The organism is Pseudomonas sp. MWU16-30322 (assembly GCF_020515535.1).
Classification (GTDB): Bacteria; Pseudomonadota; Gammaproteobacteria; order Pseudomonadales; family Pseudomonadaceae; genus Aquipseudomonas; species Aquipseudomonas fluorescens_H.
Genome location: NZ_JAIWYL010000005.1, coordinates 450463 through 470333, shown reverse-complemented (window position 1 = coordinate 470333; position 19871 = coordinate 450463). Strand labels below are relative to the sequence as shown.

Sequence of the window (19871 nt, the reverse complement as noted above, 5' to 3'; positions counted from 1 at the left end):
AACGGCTACAACGCCTTGCGCCGTTACCTACGCATACGCCAGAATCCGCCGGCTTACACGGCTATGGGCCGGGCTATATCGTTTCCCTGTCGCTGAAATCAGTGATCGGGTTTGGTAGCCCGTTTCATTACAGTCGTGCGCCACATTACAGATCCGTTTTGGGACTCTGCTTTATGGTGGCCATGCGTGGGGCTCCTTCGGGAGCGCCGGGTTTACTGTTTTGACCGGTCTACCAACCCACAAATGGCCGCCACCCTTCGTTTGGTAGCGAGAGTGATGGCTCCTCATTTATTTAAAACAGTGAGTCACCTATGTTCAAAGCCACACCCAACCCCCCGGACGTCGATCCAATCCCATACGACCCGGCCCTCGACCCGCAGAAGATAAAAGCCGCGACCGACCGCGCCATCAACTTCTACCTCAACCCCGGCGCACTGAAGATCTCGATCCCTACAGCCTCGTCATGCAAGTCGAACAGAATTTTCCTCATCGACCCCACCGTGGACGAAGAAACATTGCTCGTCGAAGCCTGCGAGTCGTTAGCGGCCGCCAGCGACATGGCCCGCGACATCGGCGACGTCGTCGACAACCCACAGCGCCGGGCCATGCTGATGCTGCATCAGGTGATCATGCTCAGTGAACTGATGGTCAACCGTGTGCTGGACGGCCGCCGCATCCCGAACTAACTGCCCGGTCCACCTGTAGGAGCTGCCGAAGGCTGCGATCTTTTGATCTTGTTTTTAAAAGCAAGATCAAGATCAAAAGATCGCAGCCTTCGGCAGCTCCTACAGGTCGTCATCCTTTCAAAGTGCCTCGATCGGAGTTCCCGCTGATGTCCGAAACCAAACCCAATCCACCGACCACAGACCCGGTGTCACCCTACGAATCGCACAATTCCAGAAAACTCCACGAAGCCGCCGAACGCGCCCTCGACCATTACCTCGTGCCATCGCAAATCATGGCAACGCCCTGCACCCCCAGCAACATGTTCCGGGTCAACCCGCAAACCGATACCGAATCCCTGCTGGCCAACGCCTGCGAATCCCTGGCCTCGGCCACGGTCATGCTCGGTGATTTCGCCGGAACGCTGGAAGGGCCAAGTCGCAATACGGCGCTGGGCATTGCGCAGGTGGTGATGCTGGGGGAGTTGGCGGTGAATCAGGCGCTGGATAATGTTGTGCCCAAGGAGTAGGCGCCGGCAGTGCCGGCCTCTTCGCGAGCAAGCCCGCTCTCACAGGGGATCGTCGTTCGGGTTCCAATGTGGGAGCGGGCTTGCTCGCGAAAGCAGTCTGCCAGGCACCATCCATTTCAGGCAGGCAACAAAAAGCCCGGAATCTTTCGCTTGCCGGGCCTTCAAAATCAAAAGCTCGCAGTCTGCGGCGGCTCCTGCAGAGGTCAGTCTTCTAGCAATTCCACCAGCAGATCGTCCACCTGGTAATCGTTGCCGACTCCCGACTCGACGTGGCTGACGATGGCCAGAACCATATCGCTGGCGCTGGCGACGAAGCTGCCGGATAAACGGGTCCATGCCTGGTCATTGAGAATCACCGGCCCGGTAATGGAAGCGCCCCCGGCACTCAGCGACAGCGACGGTGCGGCATAGTCGGCGCGGAAGCGGATGCAATTGATCGTGAACGCATACCGTCCGTTGGGCTTCAGATTGGCGAATTGTTTCTGCAGTACTACCCCTGCCGAGTTGTTGCTGTAGGTGTAGTTCTGCGCCTTGTAATTGCCTTGATCGAAAACGATGGTCCAGTCATTGGGCTGTGTCGCCGGGCCCCGGCGCCAGCCGTTCCAGTCGAACTGGTCGAAGTGAGCCGTGGGCAGCTCCGGCAAGGGGGCGTGAATCACGGCTTATGCAGGGTCTTCTGCCGCAGGATGTAGACCGTCACCAGCACCGCACTGGTCAGCATGAACCCCCGCGCCCACGGCAGTGGCACCAGATAGCAGGAGAACAGAATGCTCGCCCACATCAGCCCGATCGCGTAGACCTTGCCTTTGAGCGGAATGCCGTTGCCATCGAGGTAGTCGCGGATCCATGGCCCGAGCCGTGGGTGCTCGACCAGCCATTGATAGAAACGTGGAGAGCTGCGCGCGAAGCAGGCTGCTGCGAGCAGAAGAAAGGGGGTGGTAGGCAGGACCGGCAGGAATATCCCGATCACCCCCAATGCCACGCTGAGCCAGCCGATGGCCAGCAGCAAGTAGCGCAACATCAGGGGGCGGTTGCCTATGGGGTTGTCCATAGGCTGGATCTTAGTGGTGACGAGGCTTGAGGATCGCCGGTTTTTCGTCCGGGGCCTGGCACAGCAGGTACAGCGCGGTCAGGGCTTCCGGGATCTGCACGATCATGTCGTCCATCAGGTTGGCGTCCTTGGCGATGTCTTCGAACTCTGGCTGTTCGTCGAACAGGCCGGAACCGACCATGATCGGCAGGAGCATTTCGCTGACTTCTTCTTCAGCGGTTTCGAACCAGGCCGCTTCGCGCAGGAACACGCCTTCCATGAAACCGATGCACCAGCCGCGCAGTTCGGAGTCATCCGGGTCTTCGCCCAGGTCCAGTTCGCACGGCAACTCGAATTCTTCGTCGGACGCCAGTTGGCGGGCGATGTGTGCCTTGAGGCCGATCAGCGTGGCTTCGATCTCTTCGCGCTGCGCATCGCTGCTGTAATGCGGCTCTTCGGCGAACAGGGCGTCGATCCACTCGCGCTCCGGCACTACTTCTGCACAGATCGACAGGGCGGTCAGGTAACCGTGGGCGGCCACGTAATCCAGCGCCTCTTCGTGCAGCTCGTCGGCGTCGAGAAAGACTTGCAGGCGGGTTAGTTGCTCAGCGAAGGACATTACGGGGCTACCTTGGGGGAATAAACAATGCGGGAATTCTAGGCCTTCTTGAGCGCTCAAGCCAGCCGCACGGCAGATTTGCCGCAATTACAGGCAACACGAATATCCCTGTGGGAGCGGGCTTGCTCGCGAATACGGCGTATCAGACACTTTTGCATCGACTGGCACGCCGCCTTCGCGAGCAAGCCCGCTCCCACAGGGTTTTCGTGTTGGCGGCTAGCGGAGTCTTATCAGCGGCACCCTGTGCCGGGGAACGCTCGGGTATACTGCCGCGTTTTGCGCTCCCTGCGCGTATTGCGGCTGCCTTTGCAATGCGCTCTTACGTTTTGTTTAAGCGGCCCTGGCTGTCCTGAACCAGCCTGTGCAGGGATGTTTCGGTAGATTTTTGGAGTTTTTATGCTCGAACAGGCTCAACGCGTCCTCAAGGACATCTTCGGCTACGACAGTTTCCGTGGCCGTCAGGGTGCAATCATTGAGCGCGTGGCCAGCGGCGGTGATGCGCTGGTGCTGATGCCTACCGGTGGCGGCAAATCCCTGTGCTTCCAGGTCCCGGCGCTGCTGCGCGAAGGCCTGGCGGTGGTGGTCTCGCCGTTGATCGCCTTGATGGACGATCAGGTCGCCACCCTCGAAGAGCTGGGCGTGGCCGCCGCCGCGCTGAACTCCACGCTGAGCGCCGAACAGCAGCGTGATCTGGCGGCGCGGATCAAGCGTGGCGAAGTGAAGATGCTTTATCTGGCGCCGGAGCGTCTGGTGCAGCCGCGCATGCTGGCCTTCCTGCAAAGCCTCGAGATCGCCTTGTTCGCCATCGACGAAGCGCACTGCGTGTCGCAATGGGGTCATGACTTCCGTCGCGAATACCTGCAACTGGGGCAGTTGGCGGAGTTATTCCCCAATGTCCCGCGCATCGCCCTGACAGCCACGGCTGACAAGCGCACCCGCGAAGAAATCGTCGAGCGCCTGCACCTGCAGAACGCCGAGCGCTTCCTGTCGAGTTTCGACCGGCCGAACATCTTCTACCGCATCGTGCCCAAGGAGCAGCCGCGCAAGCAGTTGCTCGCGTTCCTTGCCGAACGCCGCAGCGATGCCGGCATCGTCTATTGCCTGTCGCGCAAGAAGGTCGAGGAAGTCGCCGCGTTCCTCAGCGAGCAGGGCTTCCCGGCGCTGCCGTATCACGCCGGTCTGCCCAATGATCTGCGCGCCTACCACCAGAAACGCTTCCTCAACGAGGAAGGCCTGATCATGGTCGCCACCGTGGCGTTCGGCATGGGCATCGACAAGCCCAACGTGCGTTTCGTTGCGCACCTCGATCTGCCGAAATCCCTTGAAGCCTATTATCAGGAAACCGGGCGCGGCGGTCGTGATGGCCTGCCGGCGGACGCGTGGATGGCTTACGGTCTGCAAGACGTGGTGATGCTCAAGCAGATGCTGCAGAACTCCGAAGGCGATGAGCGCCACAAGCGTCTGGAGCAGCACAAGCTCGACGCCATGCTCTCGCTCTGCGAAGAAACCCGCTGCCGCCGGCAGACGCTGTTGGCGTATTTCGACGAAGACATGCCCGAGCCGTGCGGCCACTGCGACAACTGCGTCGACGGCGTGCAGACCTGGGACGCCACCGAGCCGGCGCGTCAGGCACTGTCGGCGATCTATCGCACCGGTCAGCGCTATGGCGTCGGCCATCTGGTCGACGTGTTGCTGGGCAAGGACAACGAGAAGGTCCGCAGCTTCGGCCATCAGCACCTGTCGGTGTACGGCGTCGGCAAGGCGCTGAGCGAGAGCGAATGGCGCTCGCTGTTCCGGCAACTGGTGGCCCGTGGTCTGGCCGACGTCGATCACGAGGGCTATGGCGGTTTGCGCCTGAGCGACACCTGTCGGCCATTGCTCAAAGGCGAAGTGACCCTGGAACTGCGCCGCGACCTCAAGCCACAGGTCACCGCCAAGACCGCCAGCAAGAGCCCGGCCAGCCAACTGGTGCGTGGCGAAGAGCGCGAACAGTGGGAAGCCCTGCGTGCGCTGCGACGCAAACTCGCCGAGGAGCATGGCGTGCCGCCGTACGTCATCTTCCCCGACTCGACCCTGCTGGAAATGCTGCGCAGCCAGCCGACCTCGCTGGCCGACATGGCGCGGGTCAGCGGTGTTGGTGCGCGCAAGCTGGAACGTTATGGCGAGGCCTTCCTCGAAGTGCTCGGCGGCGAGGCCGAAGCGCCGAAAGTGGTGGCCGACGTGCGCCACGAACTGATCACCCTGGCCCGCGCCGGCATGACCCCGATGCAGATCGCCGGGCAGTTGCAGTGCTCGGAAAAGAACGTCTACACGATGCTCGCCGAGGCCATCGGCAAACAGCAACTGTCGCTGGAGCAGGCGCTCGACTTGCCTGAAGAACTGATGGGCGAAGTGCAGGACGCGTTCCTCGACGGCGAGGGCGAGTTGCCGTCGGTCGCCGAGATCGCCGAGCTGTTCGCCGGTCGGGTTCCGGAAGGGGTTCTTTACTGCGTAAGGGCTGCGTTGCAATCCGAGTTCGAAATGTAAGAGGGCGTTTGCGCCAACCGTCAGGCAGTTGTAACGATTCAGTACAGGTCGGCTCTTGCCTATAGCCAAATGTCATGCTTAGCTGACTAATAATTAGTTTTTCTCTATTTGTCAGTCTACTCATGAGTGTTTTATGCCGTTAACCGATCAACACCGCTTTGGCATGCAACTGGCCCAGATGTCCCGTGGCTGGCGTGCCGAACTGGATCGCCGGCTGGCCGGTCTGGGCTTGTCCCAGGCACGCTGGCTGGTGCTGCTGCATCTGGCGCGTTTTGAAGACGCGCCGACCCAACGCGAGCTGGCGCAAAGCGTCGGTGTCGAAGGGCCGACCCTCGCGCGCTTGCTCGACAGCCTGGAAAGCCAGGGCCTGGTGCAACGCCAGTCGGTGATGGAAGACCGCCGGGCGAAAAAAATCGTTCTCTGCGCTCCGGCGCTGCCGCTGATCGAACAAATCGAAACCATTGCCACGCAGCTGCGCCACGAATTGTTCGAAGGCGTCGATGAGGCGGATCTGAAGGTGTGCATGCGGGTTCACGGGCACATTCTGGGCAACCTGGAAAAATCTTGAGGCATAACTGCACAGAGGTTTTTTGAGGGATCGCGCTGAGCAGACTATAAGAACTACTGGGCAATATCGTGTTCGTACCGGATGTGCGAACGCATAGAAACCGGTTTTGCTTATTTAAGGGATGCTCATGCTCGCAAGTCGGCACGTAGTACTGCGCGGTGGCGCCAGATGGCTGCTGGTCGCTGGTGTATTCAGCTATTCGACCTGGTCGATGGCGCTGGGGTTGGGGGACATCACTGTCCACTCGGCCCTCAATCAGCCGCTCAAGGCCGACATCGCCCTGGTGGATGCCGCTGGCCTGAGTGCCAGCGACCTCTCGGCCAGCCTGGCCACGGCGGATGAATTCGGTCGGGCCGGGGTCGAGCGGGTGTTCTTCCTCAATGACCTCAGGTTCACCCCGATCCTGCATGGCAATCGCCAGATGATCCGGGTGACCTCGCGCAAACCGGTCAATGAACCCTTTCTGAATTTTCTGGTGCAGCTCAATCAGCCCAATGGTCGTTTGTTGCGCGAGTACACGCTGCTGATCGATCCACCCGGATCGCCGAGTATCGTGCCGGCCACGGACGACCCCGATCCACGTCCGCAATCCTCTGAATTCCCCACCGTTGAACCCGCCACGGCGGCGCCCCAGGCTGCTCAAGGCAAGCGCGAGGCGGCACCTTCGGCGCCACCCGCTCCGGCGACGGCGGCGCCAGCCAACGATGCCGTGGCCGAACAACTGGCCGCCAGCGTGTTGCTCAATCAGCAGCTGCAAAAGACCGTCGAGGAACTCAACGCAAAACTGCAGGCGCAGGATATCCAGCTAGCCGACGGCAAAAAGCAGATCAGTGATCTGCAAACGCGTTTGAGCGAACTGCAAAAGCCACCGGCACCGGCAGTCACACCGCGCGCACCTGCGCCAGTCATCACCGCGCCTGAAGCTGCCGACGATGGCCTCAACTGGCCGTTGCTCGGTGGCTTGCTGGTGCTGCTGGGGTTGTTGGGCGGTGGATTTTTCGTACGCCGTCGCCGTCAAGTGGCGGGGGGAGTGGCGCCACTGGCGGCTCTGCCGGCCGCTCAGCCCATCGACCCTGAAGACCCGCCAACCGCGCAATCGGCGAGCATCAACATAGCCACCTCACACCGTGAGGAGCCGGTGGCGGGCGATGTGCTGGAAGCGGTGGGGATTTACCTGGCCTACGGGCGCTTGAGCGAGGCCGTCGGGCTGTTGCGCAATGCCATGGACAAGGAACCGGAGCGCACCGAGCTGGGAGTGCAATTGCTCGAAGTGTTGGGGCGGCAGGGCGACAGCGCGGCTTATGCCCAGCAGGAAAGTCGCCTGCGTGATGCCGGGGTGGATCCTCAGCAATTGGTCGCGATCCGTGAGCGTCATCCGAAATTGCACAGCGTTGCACCGATAGCGCCGGTGTTGCCGATTGTCGCGGCTGCGGCCACGCCTACGCCTGCGTCACCAGTGCCCGAGGATGATTTCGAATTGAACCTGGGTGAGCTGTCGATGGCCTCCAGTTGGGATCTGGAGGACAGTCGTGCGGCATCTGCTCAGCCCACAGACCGGTCTGCCGCTGACTCCGGCCTTGAAATCCTGCCGGCGGACTTCGAGTTGCCGAAAACAGTGGCCAGCGAAGAGACGGAGCTGGAGTGGATTCCCGAACCGGACGCACAGCCGCTGGACGACGACTTTCTCAACGAGTTCGCTGATCCGGAGCAGTCGCTGACCCTGGAGCCGCTGAAGCTTCAGACCGACGAGCCGGAACCCGCAGCCGGGTCGGGGAAACTCGAACAGGCGCAGACCTGTATTGATGATGGCGACATCGACAGCGCGATTGCCTTGCTCAATGAATTGCTCAAGGAAGGGGACGAGCCCCTTAAGCAAACCGCCAGAACCTTGTTGGCGGGGATTCGCTGATCTGCGTGTCATTGGCTGATGCACTGGCCGCTCTGAAGCCTTCGCGAGCAAGCCCGCTCCCACAATGGAACGCATTCCAACTGTGGGAGCGGGCTTGCTCGCGAAGGCGTCAGGGCAGGCAATATCAATCCACCTGAGCACTCAAAACGTCTGCCCCAGATTCAGATAAACCGCCTGCTCATTCGCATCATTCAAGCCATACGTGAAGTTCAACGGCCCCAACGGCGTATCGAAGCCGATGAACACACTGGCGGCATTGATGTAGCCACTGTCGAATTCATTGTCGTTGTTCCACGCCCGGCCACGTTCCAGCGAAGCTCCGGCATACAGCGGGAAATCCAGTGGCAGGTAAGCGCGCGGCGTCAGTCGGCGGTAATACACCGCACGCATCAGGCTGACGTTTTGCCCGGAAATCGAATCCTCGCGAAAGCCCGACAACTGCCGCGCACCGCCGAGCAGGAAGCTCGACGTCACCACGTTGGCGTCGTCCAGCGTTCGGCCATAGCGCCCGCCGAGAATCAGCGTATCCGGGCCATGGCTCATGGCTTTGTCCAGCTTGAACTCCCATTGCCGGTAGCGCGTGTCCGAGCCCAGACCCGGTTCGAATTGCATCAGGGTCAGGCTGACGTCCTTGCCCTCATGGGGGAAGTAGACGTTGTCCAGTGAGTCGAACGAGTACTTCAGCGAGTAGAAACCTTCGGTGAAGTTTTCGCTTGGCAGGTCCTGATCGCCGATTCGCACGTCGGCCTTGCCCCAGGCCTCGCCGACGCCGAAACGGATTTCGCCGTTGTTGCCGATCTGCCGGCCGAAGTTGAGGCCGAAACCATAGCGCTCCACGCGGTATTGGGCGATCGGATCGTTGTCGAGTACCGAGTCGACGTTTTGTGCTTCGAACGCAGCATACGGTGCGACGAAGTAGCGCGAGCCGACATCCAGCGGCTGGTAGAACTCGCTATACAGTTCCTGTTTGTCGCCGATCTGCGCCCGGGTCAGCCATTCCGCGCCGAGGCGATTGATGCCGTTGATGCGGTAACTGGCGCCGAGGTTGAAGGCGCTGTCGCCGCGCATGTCGTCCGACAGGTTCAGGCCGACCCGCAGGTAATCGGTGCCGCTGCGTTTGCCCCGGGCGCTGATCACCAGGGTGTGATCCTGGCCCTTGTGCACCACGCGGTACTGCACCTGTTCGAAGTAATCGAGGCCGTACAGCGTGCCCATGTCCGAGTGCAGTCGGCCGAGGTCCAGCGGCTCGCCGATCGGCTGGCGGATGTAATAGCGGATCACCTCATCGCCGACTTTCGAATCATTTTCTACCCTGATCGCGGTGATGATGGGCGTGCGCTGCCCCGGGGCGCGGGCGGCATTGAGTTCGGCGTCCTGGGATTCGTGAGGTTTGAGCTGAGCGAGGCGGGCGTCGAGAATCCGCGTGGCGCGGTAACCGGCGTCGATCATTTCCTGGGCCTTGCCGAAGTCGGTAACGCCGAATGCCGCCAGCGCCGGCTGGATCAGCACGTCGGTGGGCTTGAGGGCGGCCAGTTGCTCTTCGGAGTTGCGCCGGGTCATCAGGGTGATCGACTGGTTCAGCACGTCGACCACAGTGGTCAGTTGTTTGCGGTTGCGCAGCGGGGTGCCGATGTCGACCACGATCGCCACGTCGACGCCCATCTGCCGCGCCACGTCGAGCGGGATGTTGTCGGTCATGCCGCCGTCCACCAGCAGCCGCCCGTCCAGTTCCACCGGGGCGAACACTGCCGGAATCGACATGCTGGCGCGGATCACCTGCGGCAAATGACCTTTGCGGAACACCACTTTTTCGCCACTGGCGATGTCGGTGGCCACGGCGCGGAACGGGATCGGCAGCTTGTCGAAATCGCGGGTGTCACTGGTATGCGCCAACAGGCTTTCCAGCAGCAGCGCCAGGTTCTGGCCCTGAATCACTCCCAACGGCAGGCCGAGGCTGCCGTCATCGCGAAAGCTCAGTTTCTGCTTCACCAGAAAATCACGGTCATCCTGCTTGCGGCGAAACGGTACGTCTTCTCGTGGCGGGGCGTCGGACAGTGCCTGCTGCCAGTCGATGTTCAGCGCGAGTTTTTCCAGTTCATCGATCTTGTAGCCCGAGGCGTACAGGCCGCCGACCACGGCACCCATGCTGGTGCCGGCGATCGCGTCGATCTTGATGCCTTGTTCCTCAAGGGCCTTGAGCACGCCGATGTGCGCCAGGCCACGGGCGGCGCCACCGGACAGCACCAGGCCGACTTTGGGGCGGGGCGCTTCGGTGGCATTTACAAACAAGGGCAGAAAGCCAAGCAACAGGCAGAACAGCAAACGGCGCATGTGAGTCTCGGGGCAAGCGATAAAGCCGGCTATTATAGCGGCGCCCTCTGTCTCAGGAGTTTCAGCGAACATGTCTGCTGCAAAACCGGAAATCGTCATCACGTATTGCACCCAATGCCAGTGGCTGCTGCGCGCCGCGTGGCTGGCGCAGGAGTTGCTCAGCACCTTCGGCGACGACCTCGGCAAGGTCTCGCTGGTGCCGGACACCGGCGGGGTGTTTCACATCAGCTGCGACGACGTGCAGATCTGGGAGCGCAAGGCCGATGGCGGTTTTCCCGAGGCCAAGGTGCTCAAGCAGCGAGTCCGCGATCAGATCGACCCCGAGCGCGACCTCGGCCACAACGACCGCACTCAGTGAGACGCGGCTTCGGCAGCGACGGTTTTCTTGTCGGCGCTGCCTGACATTCGCGCCGAAACCACAATGGCGACGATGATCAGCGCGCCGCCGATCAGCATGCGCATGGTCGGGTTTTCATCGAACAGCAACCAGGCGATGGTGATGCCGTAAACCGGCTCCATGGCGAATACCACCGCGGCGGTGCGCGCCTTGATCACCGCGAGGCTGGCGACGAACAGGCTGTGGGCGACGCCGGTGCAGAACACCCCGAGCAGGCCGATCCACAGCCAGTCCAGCGCGCGCACTTCGCTCAGTTGCGGCGCAGCCACCGGCAGCAGACACAGCGCGACCACCACGTTCTGGCACAGCGCGGCCTGCACCGCCGGGATGCGTCCGGAGCTGGCGCGGTTGGTCAGCGAGAGCAGGGCGAACAGCAGACCCGACAGCACCGCCCAGAGCAGCCCGGTGGTGGCGCCGCTGGCCAGATCGAACGCCGGGGTCACCAGTACCAGACCGACACTGACCAGCACCACCAGCACGATTTCATTGGCGCGGATGCGTTCGCGGAAAATCAGCCCTTCGAGAATCACCGTGAACGCCGGGAAACTGGCAAAGCCCAGCGTCGCAATCGCCACGCCGGCGACCTTCACCGCGATGAAAAAACTCACCCAGTGACCGGCCAGCAACACGCCGCTGAGCACCAGGCGCCGCCAGTCGACCGCCTGCAGTTTCTGCCAGCCGTTCTGGCTGGCGAAACGGGCGAAAAAGGCCAGGGCGAGCACGGCAAATGCAGCGCGTCCGAAGACGATCACCGCCGGCGAGGCGGCCGCGAGTTTGCCGAACACGCCGGTCAGGCCGAACATCAGAGCGCCGATATGCAGGGCGCCGAGGGCGGTACGCGGAGTCATTGCAATCCTTCTTGAGTCGGTCGATACAACGCGATCACTGTAGGAGCTGCCGAAGGCTGCGATCTTTTGATCTTAATCCTTCAAAGCAAGATCAAAAGATCGCAGCCTGCGGCAGCTCCTAAAGGTGAATGCACATTGAAGCGTGTTGCGACGCAGAAGTCTGTCGGCGAACTAGCGTTTTTTGTCGCAGGAGTCGCGGCGCAACTGCCCCGGTGAAGCGCCAAACTCGCGCAGCACCGCCGCCGCGAAGGCGCTCTGCGAACTGTAGCCGACCCGGCTGGCGATCTCGCCGATGGGCAGCGCCGTCTCACGCAGCAGGCAGACCGCCTTGTGCAACCGCCGGCTGCGAATGTAGTCCATCGGCGTCTGCCCGCATTCGGCCATGAACCGCGCGTGCAACCGGGCGCTGGACAACCCGGCGATCTGCGCCAGATCGGCCACTTGCAGCGGGTAGGCGGCGTATTGCTCGATGTGCGCATCCAGCGCCGCGTAGGGCAGGCGCCGCGCCGAGAGTTCGGCGGGTCTGGCGTGATTCAGGCTGGCGAGCAGCAACACCGCGCCTTGCTGGGCGATCAGCGGATCAGTGACCGGGCTGTGCGCCAGCCAGTTGACCAATTGGCTTTGCCCCGCATCCAGTGACAACCGCGCAGGCTGATCGAGCAAGCGCTGACTGGCGTCGGCATGCTCGCCCAGCGATTCGTTCAGCCATTGCCCGTCGGGCACGTCCAGCACCAGACAACGACTGCCATCGGGGCTGCCGCAGGCGTGATGCGCGCCGCCGGGGATGACCACGAAACTCTGTTGGCGCACCTGGCTGCCTTGACCCTCGACTTCGAAATCCAGCGCGCCGGACAAACCGAACACTAGTTGGGCGTGTTCGTGGCTGTGGACGATCAGGTCGCGAGTGTACTGGCGCAGGGTGAGGATCGGGCGCATGGCAGAGGTCTCCGAAGTGAGCGCCAGTCTACACCGGGGCAAGGGGCTTGCGCGCTGTCACACGACTGACGCCTGCCTGTCATGGTCGATTCACCCGGCGGGCGCAAGCTGGCGAAAATATCGCAGAGGGTTGCCCATGACCAGCGCCGAGCTCGCCAAACCCAGCCGCAAACAACGGGTGCGTACCCTGTGGATTTCCGACGTGCACCTGGGCACGCGGGATTGCCAGGCCGAGCACTTGTCGCAATTTCTCAAGGGCTACCACGCCGACAAGATCTACCTGGTCGGTGACATCATCGACGGCTGGAAACTGCGTGGCGGCATGTACTGGCCGCAGGCGCACACCAACGTGATCCGCCGTTTGCTGACCATGAGCAAGCGCGGCACCGAGGTGATCTACGTCACCGGCAACCACGACGAATTCCTGCGCCGTTATTCGAAGCTGATCCTCGGCAACATCCAGTTGGTCGACGAGGCCGTGCATGTCACGGCGGATGGCCGGCATCTGCTGGTGATCCATGGCGATCAGTTCGACGTGATCACCCGTTATCACCGCTGGCTGGCCTTTCTCGGCGACTCGGCCTACGAATTCACCCTGACCCTCAATCGCTGGCTCAACCACTGGCGTGCCCGTTATGGCTACGGCTACTGGTCGTTGTCGGCGTACCTCAAGCACAAGGTGAAGACCGCGGTGAGTTTCATCAGCGACTTCGAAGAAGCCATCGCCCACGAATGCGTGAAACGGGAATTGCACGGCGTAGTGTGCGGGCACATTCACCATGCCGAGATCCGCAAGGTGGGGGAGGTGGATTACCTCAATTGCGGCGATTGGGTGGAATCGTGCACGGCGTTGATCGAGCACTGGGACGGCTCGATCGAGCTGTATCGACTGGCGGATGCGCAAGCGCGGGAGGCGCAGCTCAAGGCGGCCAAGGTTGCCGAGATCGCCTAGACCCCAGATATCTCCTGTGGGAGGGGGCTTGCTCCCGAATGCGGTATATCAGTAAGTACATGTTTATCTGGCACACCGCTTTCGGGAGCAAGCCCCCTCCCACATTTTGATCTTAGGCCGGGGAGTGTTCTTCCATCGCCGCCTTGTAGATCGAGTGCTTGGGCTGCGCAAACAGCCGTTCCATCATCGGCTCGAAGAAGCTCAGCGGCAGGGTTTCATACGCCGGATCGAATGCCGCCGCATCGTACCTGGCGCAGAACTCCGCCGTCGCCTGATACTGCGGATGCGCGGCGAACTGCTCGCGCAGATGCCGATCCATGCCCAGGTGATGGAAGAAGTAATAACCCTGAAAGATGCCGTGCTTCTCGACCATCCACAGATTCTCGGCACTGACGAACGGTTTGAGAATCGCCGCGGCGATGTCCGGGTGGTTGTAGGAACCGAGGGTGTCGCCAATGTCATGCAGCAGCGCACAGACCACGTATTCCTCGTCGCGGCCATCGCGATAGGCGCGGGTCGCGGTTTGCAGGGAGTGGGTCAGGCGATCCACCGGGAAGCCACCGAAGTCACCTTCCAGCAACTTCAGGTGTGCGACGATCCGCGACGGCAATTGCCGGGCGTAAACACTGAAGTCGGCAGCGATGATCGCCCAGTCTTCCTGTGTGCCGTCCTGCATGTGGGTGAAGCGGGCATTGGCGTTCATCGGCAAGCCTCCGGGTGTGTCGGGATTCAGAACGCCACGCGACCAAGGATCATGTCGCGGTACATGACGAAGTCGCCCAGCAGGCTGTACAACGGATGCTGGAAAGTCGCCGGGCGGTTCTTTTCAAAGAAGAAGTGGCCGACCCAGGCAAAGCTGTAACCGGCCAGCGGCAGGGCCAGCAACAGCAACCAGGCACCTTTGGCGATGGTCATGGCCAGGATGAAAATCACCAGCGTGGTGCCGATGAAATGCAATCGTCGGCAGGTACTGTTGGCGTGTTCGCTGAGGTAATACGGATAGAACTCGGCGAAAGTGTTGAATTGCTTGATGTTTTCCACGACTGCGATCTCTGTGGTTATTGTTCTGATGGCAACTTGTTCGGCGGGTAGCTTATTTGAGTCTAGAGTGAACAGTGGCATCAGCCAGTGACAATGGGCGCCACTTTAGTATCCTTCGCAAATCGGGTCGTAACATGCGATCCATCATGTAAAAGAATAACGCCATGAGCGAACGAACGACTTCTGCAAGCTGGGCGATGGGGATTGTCAAAGCATTGGAGATGGACGGCCTGGATTGCCGGGTTCTGTTCAAGCAACTGGGGCTCGATTTCGCCGCCCTGGACGATCCTGATGCGCGCTTCCCGCAAGATTCCATGACCCGACTCTGGCAACGGGCGGTCGAGCTGTCGGGCAACCCGGCGATCGGCCTGAACATGGGCAAGGTGGTGCGACCGGCGTCGTTCCATGTCGCCGGTTATGCGCTGATGTCGAGCAACACCCTGGCCGAAGGCTTTCAGCGTCTGGTGCGTTATCAGCGGATCATCGCCGAAAGCGCCGACCTGAGTTTTCGCCTGCTCGAAGAAGGCTATGCGCTGATTCTCACGGTACATGGCGATCACCTGCCGCCGACCCGGCAGAGCGCCGAAGCCTCGCTGGCCTGTGCGCTGGGCCTGTGCGGCTGGTTGACCGGGCGCACCCTGCACCCGGTCAAAATGCTGTTCCAGGGCGACGAGCCCGCGGACCTGCAACCCTACAAACAAGCCTTCCATGCCCCGCTGATGTTCAACGCGCCTTACGATGCGTTGATTTTCGAACGGGCCGACATGGAAGCGCCGCTGCCCACCGCCAACGAAGCCATGGCGCTGTTGCATGACCGGTTTGCCGGAGAATACCTGGCGCGATTCTCTGAAAGTCGCGTGACCCACAAGGCGCGACAAGTGTTGTGCCGCTTGTTGCCCCAGGGTGAACCCAAGCGCGATACCGTGGCGCAGACCCTGCATCTGTCGCAGCGCACCTTGCAGCGGCGCTTGCAGGAGGAGGGCACGAGTTTTCAGCAATTGCTCGATGACACCCGTCGCGAACTGGCCGAACAATACCTGGCGCAGCCAGGCATGACCCTGCTGGAGATTGCTTATCTGCTGGGGTTTGCCGACCCGAGCAACTTCTTCCGCGCGTTCCGCCGCTGGTTCGATACCACGCCCGGCGATTACCGGGCGCGGCTGTTGCAGGCGCCGATCAGTGACGCCAAAAGGCCGGAATACACAGCACAAACACCGTAATGATCTCCAGTCGGCCGAGCAGCATGCCGAACGACAGGATCCACTTGGCCGCATCCGGCAGCGTCGAGAAATTGCCCGCCGGGCCAATGGTCTCGCCCAGCCCCGGGCCGACGCCGGACACGGTACTGGCAGCGCCGGTCAGTGCGGTCATCCAGTCGACGCCGAGCAGCGACAGCAGCAGGGCGATCACGCAGATGGTGATGGCGAAGAAGAACGAAAAGGTCAGGATCGAACGCACGATCTCTTCGTCGAGTCGGTGACCGTTGTACTTCTGCTTGATCACCGCGCGCGGGTGGATCAACTGGTTAAGGTTGGCCTTGAGCAGGATGTAGGCGACCTGGAAGCGAAAGATCTTGATCCCGCCCGCCGTCGAGCCGGAGCAGCCGCCGACAAAACCCAGGTAGAAGAACAGCATCAGCGAGAAGTTGCCCCACAGGCTGTAGTCGCCGAGGGCGAAGCCGGTGGTGGTGACGACCGAGGTCACGTTCAGTGCCACATGCCGCAGCGCGTCCAGCCAATGCAGGTCGGTGGTCCACCAGTACCAGGTGCCGAGTACCAGCCAGGTCACCAGCAACATACCGAGCAGCCCCTGTACCTGCTGATCCTTGATCAGTGCCCGACGGTTGCCGCGCATGGTCGCCACGTACAGCGTGAACGGCAGGCTGCCGAGAATCATCACCACCACCGCGACCCAGTGCACCGCCGGTTGCGTCCACTTCGCCAGGGACTGGTCGGAGGTCGAGAAACCGCCGGTGGAAATCGCCGACATCGCATGATTGATCGCATCGAACGGGCTCATCCCGGCCCACCAGAACGCCAGGCTGCCGAGGATGGTGATGCCGACGTACGCCGCCACGATCAGGCGCGCCACCATGTGCGAGCGCGGCATGACCTTTTCCGAACGGTCGGACGATTCGGTCTGGAACAGGCGCATGCCACCGATACGCAGCAACGGCAGAATCGCCACCGCCATCCCGATGAAGCCGATGCCGCCGAGCCAGTGCAGCAGCGAGCGCCACATCAGAATGCCGGGGGACATGGTGTCCAGACCGCTGAGCACGGTCGAGCCGGTGGCGGTGATGCCGGACATGCTTTCAAAGAACGAGTCGGTGTAGCTGATGTGCTGGGTCAGCAAAAACGGCAGCGCGGCGAAAATGCACACCACCAGCCAACTGCTGACGGTCAGCAGGTACATGTCGCGCGGGCGCAGATGAATGTGTTCGGGGCGACCGGGGATCACCAGCGCGAGGCCGGCGACGAAGGTGATCATGCTCGCCCAGAGGAACGACGGCATATCGCCGGTGCGCTCGAAAATCACCAGGGTGGCCATGGGCACGACCATGGCGATGGCCAGGGTTATCAGGAAGATGCCGATGATGAAACCAATGATCCGTAAGGTCGGCAACGCCATGAAGTCCGCTCGGGCTGATGTAGGAAGGGCGCCATTCTACCCGTGGGGCAGGGCATGTAAACCGGCACCCTGTTGCCGGATACCGCTAGAATAGCCGCACATTTTTCTCTGGAGGTGGCCGATGCAGGCTCTCGACGCTTTGCTCAACCGTGTTTCCGTTCCACGCCTGGTCGAACCGGCCCCTACCGCCGAGCAGCGCGAAGCCCTGTTTGGCGCAGCCCTGCGCGCGCCGGATCACGGCCACTTGCAGCCGTATCGTTTCCTCACCGTCGAAGGTGCGGCGCGCGAGCAGATGGGCGCGTTGCTGGCTGAAGCGGCGCAGATGCAGGAAGGCGAAGTCACTGAAGCGATGATCGACAAGGCGCGCAACGGCCCGCTGCGTGCGCCGCTGGTGGTCGTGGTCATCGCGAAACTGCAGGAACACGTCAAGTATCCGAAGTCCGAGCAGTTGCTGGCGGCGGGTTGTGCGGCGCACGGGATTTTGCTGGCGGCGTATGCGCAGGGAATTGGTGCGGTGTGGCGCACCGGTGATCTGGCGTATTCGGCGCACGTGGCCAAAGGCTTGGGCCTGGTTGAAGGCGAGCAGGTGATTGCCTTCCTGTACCTCGGCACGCCGCAGAAAGAACCGCGCGTGGCGGAGAAGGTTGATCTGGCTGAGTTTGTCAGCGCCTGGCCGGGCAAGGCCTGAGCCTTTGATGTCCATGTGGGAGGGGGCTTGCTCCCGAAAGCGGCGTATCAGACAAAACTATGTTGCCTGACACACTGCCTTCGGGAGCAAGCCCCCTCCCACATTTGTTTTTACGGCTGCACGACGGCGCCCGGCACCAACGGCAATTCCAGACTGGCGACAAACCCGCCGTCTGGATGATTGGCCAGCGTCAGGCTCCCGCCATGCCGCTCTGCCGCGCGCTTGGCAATCGCCAGGCCCAGGCCATGCCCGGCCGCGGTCTGCCCCGGCGCCCGGTAAAAGGGTTCGCCCAACTGGCTCAGATGCTCGGCCTGCACACCCGGCCCGTGGTCGCGCACACTCACCACAATTCGTTCGCCCTGACGCGTGGCTTGCATTTGGATTGCCTGACCCACCGGGTTGAAACGTTGGGCGTTGCGCAGCAAGTTGTCGACGGCGCGCTCGATCATGGTCGGCCAGCCTTTGAGGTTCAGCTGCGGCTCGGCCTCCAGGCGCACCGTCTGCTCTGGCGAGCCAAGCTGCGCATCCTTTTGCAGAGTGCCCAGCAGTGCATTCAGATCCACTTCTTCAGCACTGGCATTGTCGGCATCGACCCGTGCCAGCACCAGAATTTCACTGATCAGCGCTTCCAGGCGATCACATTCGCGGGTCAGGCGTGGCCATAGTTTTTCCCGTTCTTCCGGGTTGGCCCGCTCTGCCAGTGCCAGCGCGATGCGCAGCCGGGCTAAAGGTGAGCGCAATTCGTGGGATACGTCGCGCAGCAACTGGCGCTGACTGCTGATCAGGCTTTGCAGGCGCGCGCCCATGCGGTTGAAGTCGGTGGCCAGTACGCCAAATTCATCGCGACGATTGGCCAGTTTCGCCAGACTGTTCTGCTGATAGGTGGTCTGCCCCAGATCATGCACCGCACCGCGCAAACGGCTGAGCGGGCGGGTGATAGAGAAGGTCACCAGCAGGCTGAACAGGGTCAGCACCACCAGCGCGATGCCCAGTGCACTGAGTGGCCAGAGCAGGCTTTCGCGGTGCCAGGCGTCGAGTTCCGGGTGCGGGATGCGGAAGATGAACAGGTAGGTGTCGCCGGTTTTTTCGCTGGTGAACTCGTCGGTGAGACGACGCCATGGCAGGCGTCGGTCGTCGTTGTTCTGCCGGGCCTCAAATGCCGCGGCGCGACGCGGGAAGGTGCCGCGGACCACCGGGTCGCCGCTTTCGTTGAGTACCTGAACGTCGATGTGATATTGGCGTTTGCGCTGTTCGAGTATGTCCTGCGCGGCGTCTTCGCCCTGTGCTTCGTAGGTTTGCGTCCATTCGGCGGCCAAGGTGTTGAGGCCCGGATGGCGGCTGAGGATCCACGCGTCCTGATTGAGCATGTGCCCGAGCAGAATCGAAAGCCCCGCCACCAGAGCGATGGCCAGCCAGAAACTCGCGAGAATACGCCAGAACAATGAACGCACAGAAAGTCCTCAATCAAACAAAAAACTCAACAATGTGGGAGCGGGCTTGCTCGCGAATGCGGTGTGTCAGTCAACATTTCCTTGTCTGATACACCGCATTCGCGAGCAAGCCCGCTCCCACATTTGGATTGAGTGGCAACAGACCCGACGGCGGTTAGCCGTCGGGTCCGGGTTATCGCATTATTGCGCCTTTTGCGGCTGTTGCGCTTTCCACGCTTTGAACTCGGCCCATTCGGCGCGGCGTTCAGCCTGTTTCTTCTGGATCTCGTCGAATTTCTTCTGTTGATCCGGTTTCAGCAGGTTGCGTACGTCAGCTTCGGCTTTCTTGTGGTTGGCCGCCATCTCGTCCTTCATGGCTTTCTGATCGGCCGGCGAGAGTTTTTCCAGGTACTTCTCGACGACCTGGCGACGCTCATGCATCTGCTCGCCCATGATCTTGCGGATCTGATCACGTTGTTCACGGGACAGGTCGAGTTGGCTGTACGGGCCTTTGCCGTGTTCGCCGTGCATCTGACCGCCGTGGCGTGGGCCGTCGAGCGGGCCACCCATCGGGCCGCCATCCTGTGGCACAGCCATGGCGACGGTTGGCAGAGCGGCAGCGAACATCAGAGCGATAAGAGTCTTGCGCATGGTGTATCTCCTTGTCTCGTTCCCGGTACGTTCCGGATGAGTACAGATTACGGAGATCAAGGTCAGCGGCGGTCAGCGCTGCGTAAAGCTTGGGTAAAGACGCTTCGATCCCGACCTGACAA

Annotated in this window: 21 protein-coding genes; 10 read left to right on the top strand and 11 right to left on the bottom strand. The window is 61.6% G+C overall.

Going from position 1 to position 19871, the window contains the following annotated elements; genetic code table 11:
• The 3 genes from LCH64_RS13300 to LCH64_RS13290 all read left to right on the top strand — a co-directional run.
• Nucleotides 1–224, top strand: a 224-nt coding sequence (locus tag LCH64_RS13300) for a hypothetical protein (RefSeq protein WP_226500480.1), incomplete at its 5' end; no start/stop codon positions are given.
• A gap of 87 nt (nt 225–311) precedes the next feature.
• Nucleotides 312–686, top strand: a complete 375-nt coding sequence (locus tag LCH64_RS13295; RefSeq protein ID WP_226500479.1) for a hypothetical protein — start codon at nt 312–314, stop codon at nt 684–686.
• A gap of 146 nt (nt 687–832) precedes the next feature.
• Nucleotides 833–1192 (top strand): DUF6124 family protein, encoded by a 360-nt coding sequence (locus LCH64_RS13290; RefSeq protein ID WP_226500478.1) that lies wholly within the window; start codon nt 833–835, stop codon nt 1190–1192.
• A gap of 203 nt (nt 1193–1395) precedes the next feature.
• On the opposite strand, the gene LCH64_RS13285 is transcribed toward LCH64_RS13290, so the two are convergent.
• Genes LCH64_RS13285 through LCH64_RS13275 form a run of 3 tightly spaced genes read right to left on the bottom strand, consistent with a single transcriptional unit; the run spans nt 1396 to nt 2841 of the window.
• The gene (locus LCH64_RS13285; protein ID WP_226500477.1) at nt 1396–1851 is read right to left on the bottom strand and encodes a hypothetical protein; all 456 of its coding nucleotides are present in this window, start codon (nt 1849–1851) and stop codon (nt 1396–1398) included.
• The gene (locus LCH64_RS13280) at nt 1848–2243 is read right to left on the bottom strand and encodes a YbaN family protein (RefSeq protein WP_226500476.1); all 396 of its coding nucleotides are present in this window, start codon (nt 2241–2243) and stop codon (nt 1848–1850) included. Before LCH64_RS13280 ends, LCH64_RS13285 begins: the two co-directional genes overlap by 4 nt.
• 10 nt (nt 2244–2253) lie before the next feature.
• Entirely contained in the window at nt 2254–2841 is a 588-nt protein-coding gene (locus LCH64_RS13275; protein ID WP_226500475.1) for a YecA family protein, read from the bottom strand.
• A gap of 396 nt (nt 2842–3237) precedes the next feature.
• On the opposite strand from LCH64_RS13275, the gene recQ reads away from it, so the two are divergent.
• The 3 genes from recQ (at nt 3238) to LCH64_RS13260 (ending at nt 7844) form a co-directional block, all read left to right on the top strand.
• Nucleotides 3238–5367: a DNA helicase RecQ gene (recQ, locus tag LCH64_RS13270; RefSeq protein WP_003222738.1), complete on the top strand. Its 2130-nt coding sequence runs from the start codon at nt 3238–3240 to the stop codon at nt 5365–5367.
• A 133-nt stretch (nt 5368–5500) separates the two neighbouring features.
• Entirely contained in the window at nt 5501–5935 is a 435-nt protein-coding gene (locus LCH64_RS13265; RefSeq protein ID WP_027613988.1) for a MarR family transcriptional regulator, read from the top strand.
• Nucleotides 5936–6062: 127 nt separating this feature from the next.
• Entirely contained in the window at nt 6063–7844 is a 1782-nt protein-coding gene (locus LCH64_RS13260) for a FimV/HubP family polar landmark protein (protein ID WP_226500474.1), read from the top strand.
• Nucleotides 7845–7985: 141 nt separating this feature from the next.
• Here LCH64_RS13260 and LCH64_RS13255 read toward each other — a convergent pair whose 3' ends face one another.
• A complete protein-coding gene (locus tag LCH64_RS13255; protein ID WP_201138430.1) occupies nt 7986–10175 on the bottom strand; it encodes a patatin-like phospholipase family protein in 2190 nt (729 codons plus the stop codon).
• A 70-nt stretch (nt 10176–10245) separates the two neighbouring features.
• Here LCH64_RS13255 and LCH64_RS13250 point away from each other — a divergent pair, with 70 nt between their 5' ends.
• Nucleotides 10246–10533 (top strand): SelT/SelW/SelH family protein, encoded by a 288-nt coding sequence (locus tag LCH64_RS13250; RefSeq protein ID WP_226500473.1) that lies wholly within the window; start codon nt 10246–10248, stop codon nt 10531–10533.
• Here the strand turns inward: LCH64_RS13250 and LCH64_RS13245 are convergent.
• On the bottom strand, nt 10527–11420 hold the full coding sequence (locus LCH64_RS13245) for a DMT family transporter (RefSeq protein WP_103521781.1): 894 nt from the start codon (nt 11418–11420) through the stop codon (nt 10527–10529). The genes LCH64_RS13250 and LCH64_RS13245 overlap by 7 nt on opposite strands.
• Nucleotides 11421–11591: 171 nt before the next feature.
• The gene (locus LCH64_RS13240; RefSeq protein ID WP_226500472.1) at nt 11592–12356 is read right to left on the bottom strand and encodes an AraC family transcriptional regulator; all 765 of its coding nucleotides are present in this window, start codon (nt 12354–12356) and stop codon (nt 11592–11594) included.
• A gap of 136 nt (nt 12357–12492) precedes the next feature.
• Here LCH64_RS13240 and LCH64_RS13235 point away from each other — a divergent pair, with 136 nt between their 5' ends.
• Nucleotides 12493–13308 (top strand): UDP-2,3-diacylglucosamine diphosphatase, encoded by an 816-nt coding sequence (locus LCH64_RS13235; RefSeq protein WP_003222748.1) that lies wholly within the window; start codon nt 12493–12495, stop codon nt 13306–13308.
• Nucleotides 13309–13420: 112 nt separating this feature from the next.
• Here the strand turns inward: LCH64_RS13235 and LCH64_RS13230 are convergent, their stop codons facing one another.
• Both LCH64_RS13230 and LCH64_RS13225 read right to left on the bottom strand, forming a co-directional pair.
• The gene (locus tag LCH64_RS13230) at nt 13421–14011 is read right to left on the bottom strand and encodes an HD domain-containing protein (RefSeq protein ID WP_226500471.1); all 591 of its coding nucleotides are present in this window, start codon (nt 14009–14011) and stop codon (nt 13421–13423) included.
• Nucleotides 14012–14037: 26 nt separating this feature from the next.
• Complete coding sequence (locus tag LCH64_RS13225) at nt 14038–14349, bottom strand: DUF962 domain-containing protein (protein WP_003222750.1); 312 nt, start codon at nt 14347–14349, stop codon at nt 14038–14040.
• 164 nt (nt 14350–14513) lie between these two features.
• Here LCH64_RS13225 and LCH64_RS13220 point away from each other — a divergent pair, with 164 nt between their 5' ends.
• A complete protein-coding gene (locus LCH64_RS13220; RefSeq protein ID WP_198286794.1) occupies nt 14514–15569 on the top strand; it encodes an AraC family transcriptional regulator in 1056 nt (351 codons plus the stop codon).
• On the opposite strand, the gene LCH64_RS13215 is transcribed toward LCH64_RS13220, so the two are convergent.
• A complete protein-coding gene (locus tag LCH64_RS13215) occupies nt 15526–16980 on the bottom strand; it encodes a TrkH family potassium uptake protein (RefSeq protein ID WP_226500470.1) in 1455 nt (484 codons plus the stop codon). The genes LCH64_RS13220 and LCH64_RS13215 overlap by 44 nt on opposite strands.
• Nucleotides 16981–17101: 121 nt before the next feature.
• On the opposite strand from LCH64_RS13215, the gene LCH64_RS13210 reads away from it, so the two are divergent.
• Complete coding sequence (locus LCH64_RS13210) at nt 17102–17668, top strand: nitroreductase family protein (RefSeq protein ID WP_226500469.1); 567 nt, start codon at nt 17102–17104, stop codon at nt 17666–17668.
• 110 nt (nt 17669–17778) lie between these two features.
• Here LCH64_RS13210 and LCH64_RS13205 read toward each other — a convergent pair whose 3' ends face one another.
• Together LCH64_RS13205 and LCH64_RS13200 are read right to left on the bottom strand one after the other, a co-directional pair.
• Nucleotides 17779–19119, bottom strand: coding sequence for a HAMP domain-containing sensor histidine kinase (locus LCH64_RS13205; protein WP_003222754.1), 1341 nt, complete (start codon nt 19117–19119; stop codon nt 17779–17781).
• Between the two features lie 180 nt (nt 19120–19299).
• Nucleotides 19300–19749, bottom strand: coding sequence for an LTXXQ domain protein (locus tag LCH64_RS13200; RefSeq protein WP_027613977.1), 450 nt, complete (start codon nt 19747–19749; stop codon nt 19300–19302).
• Nucleotides 19750–19871: the final 122 nt, after the last annotated feature.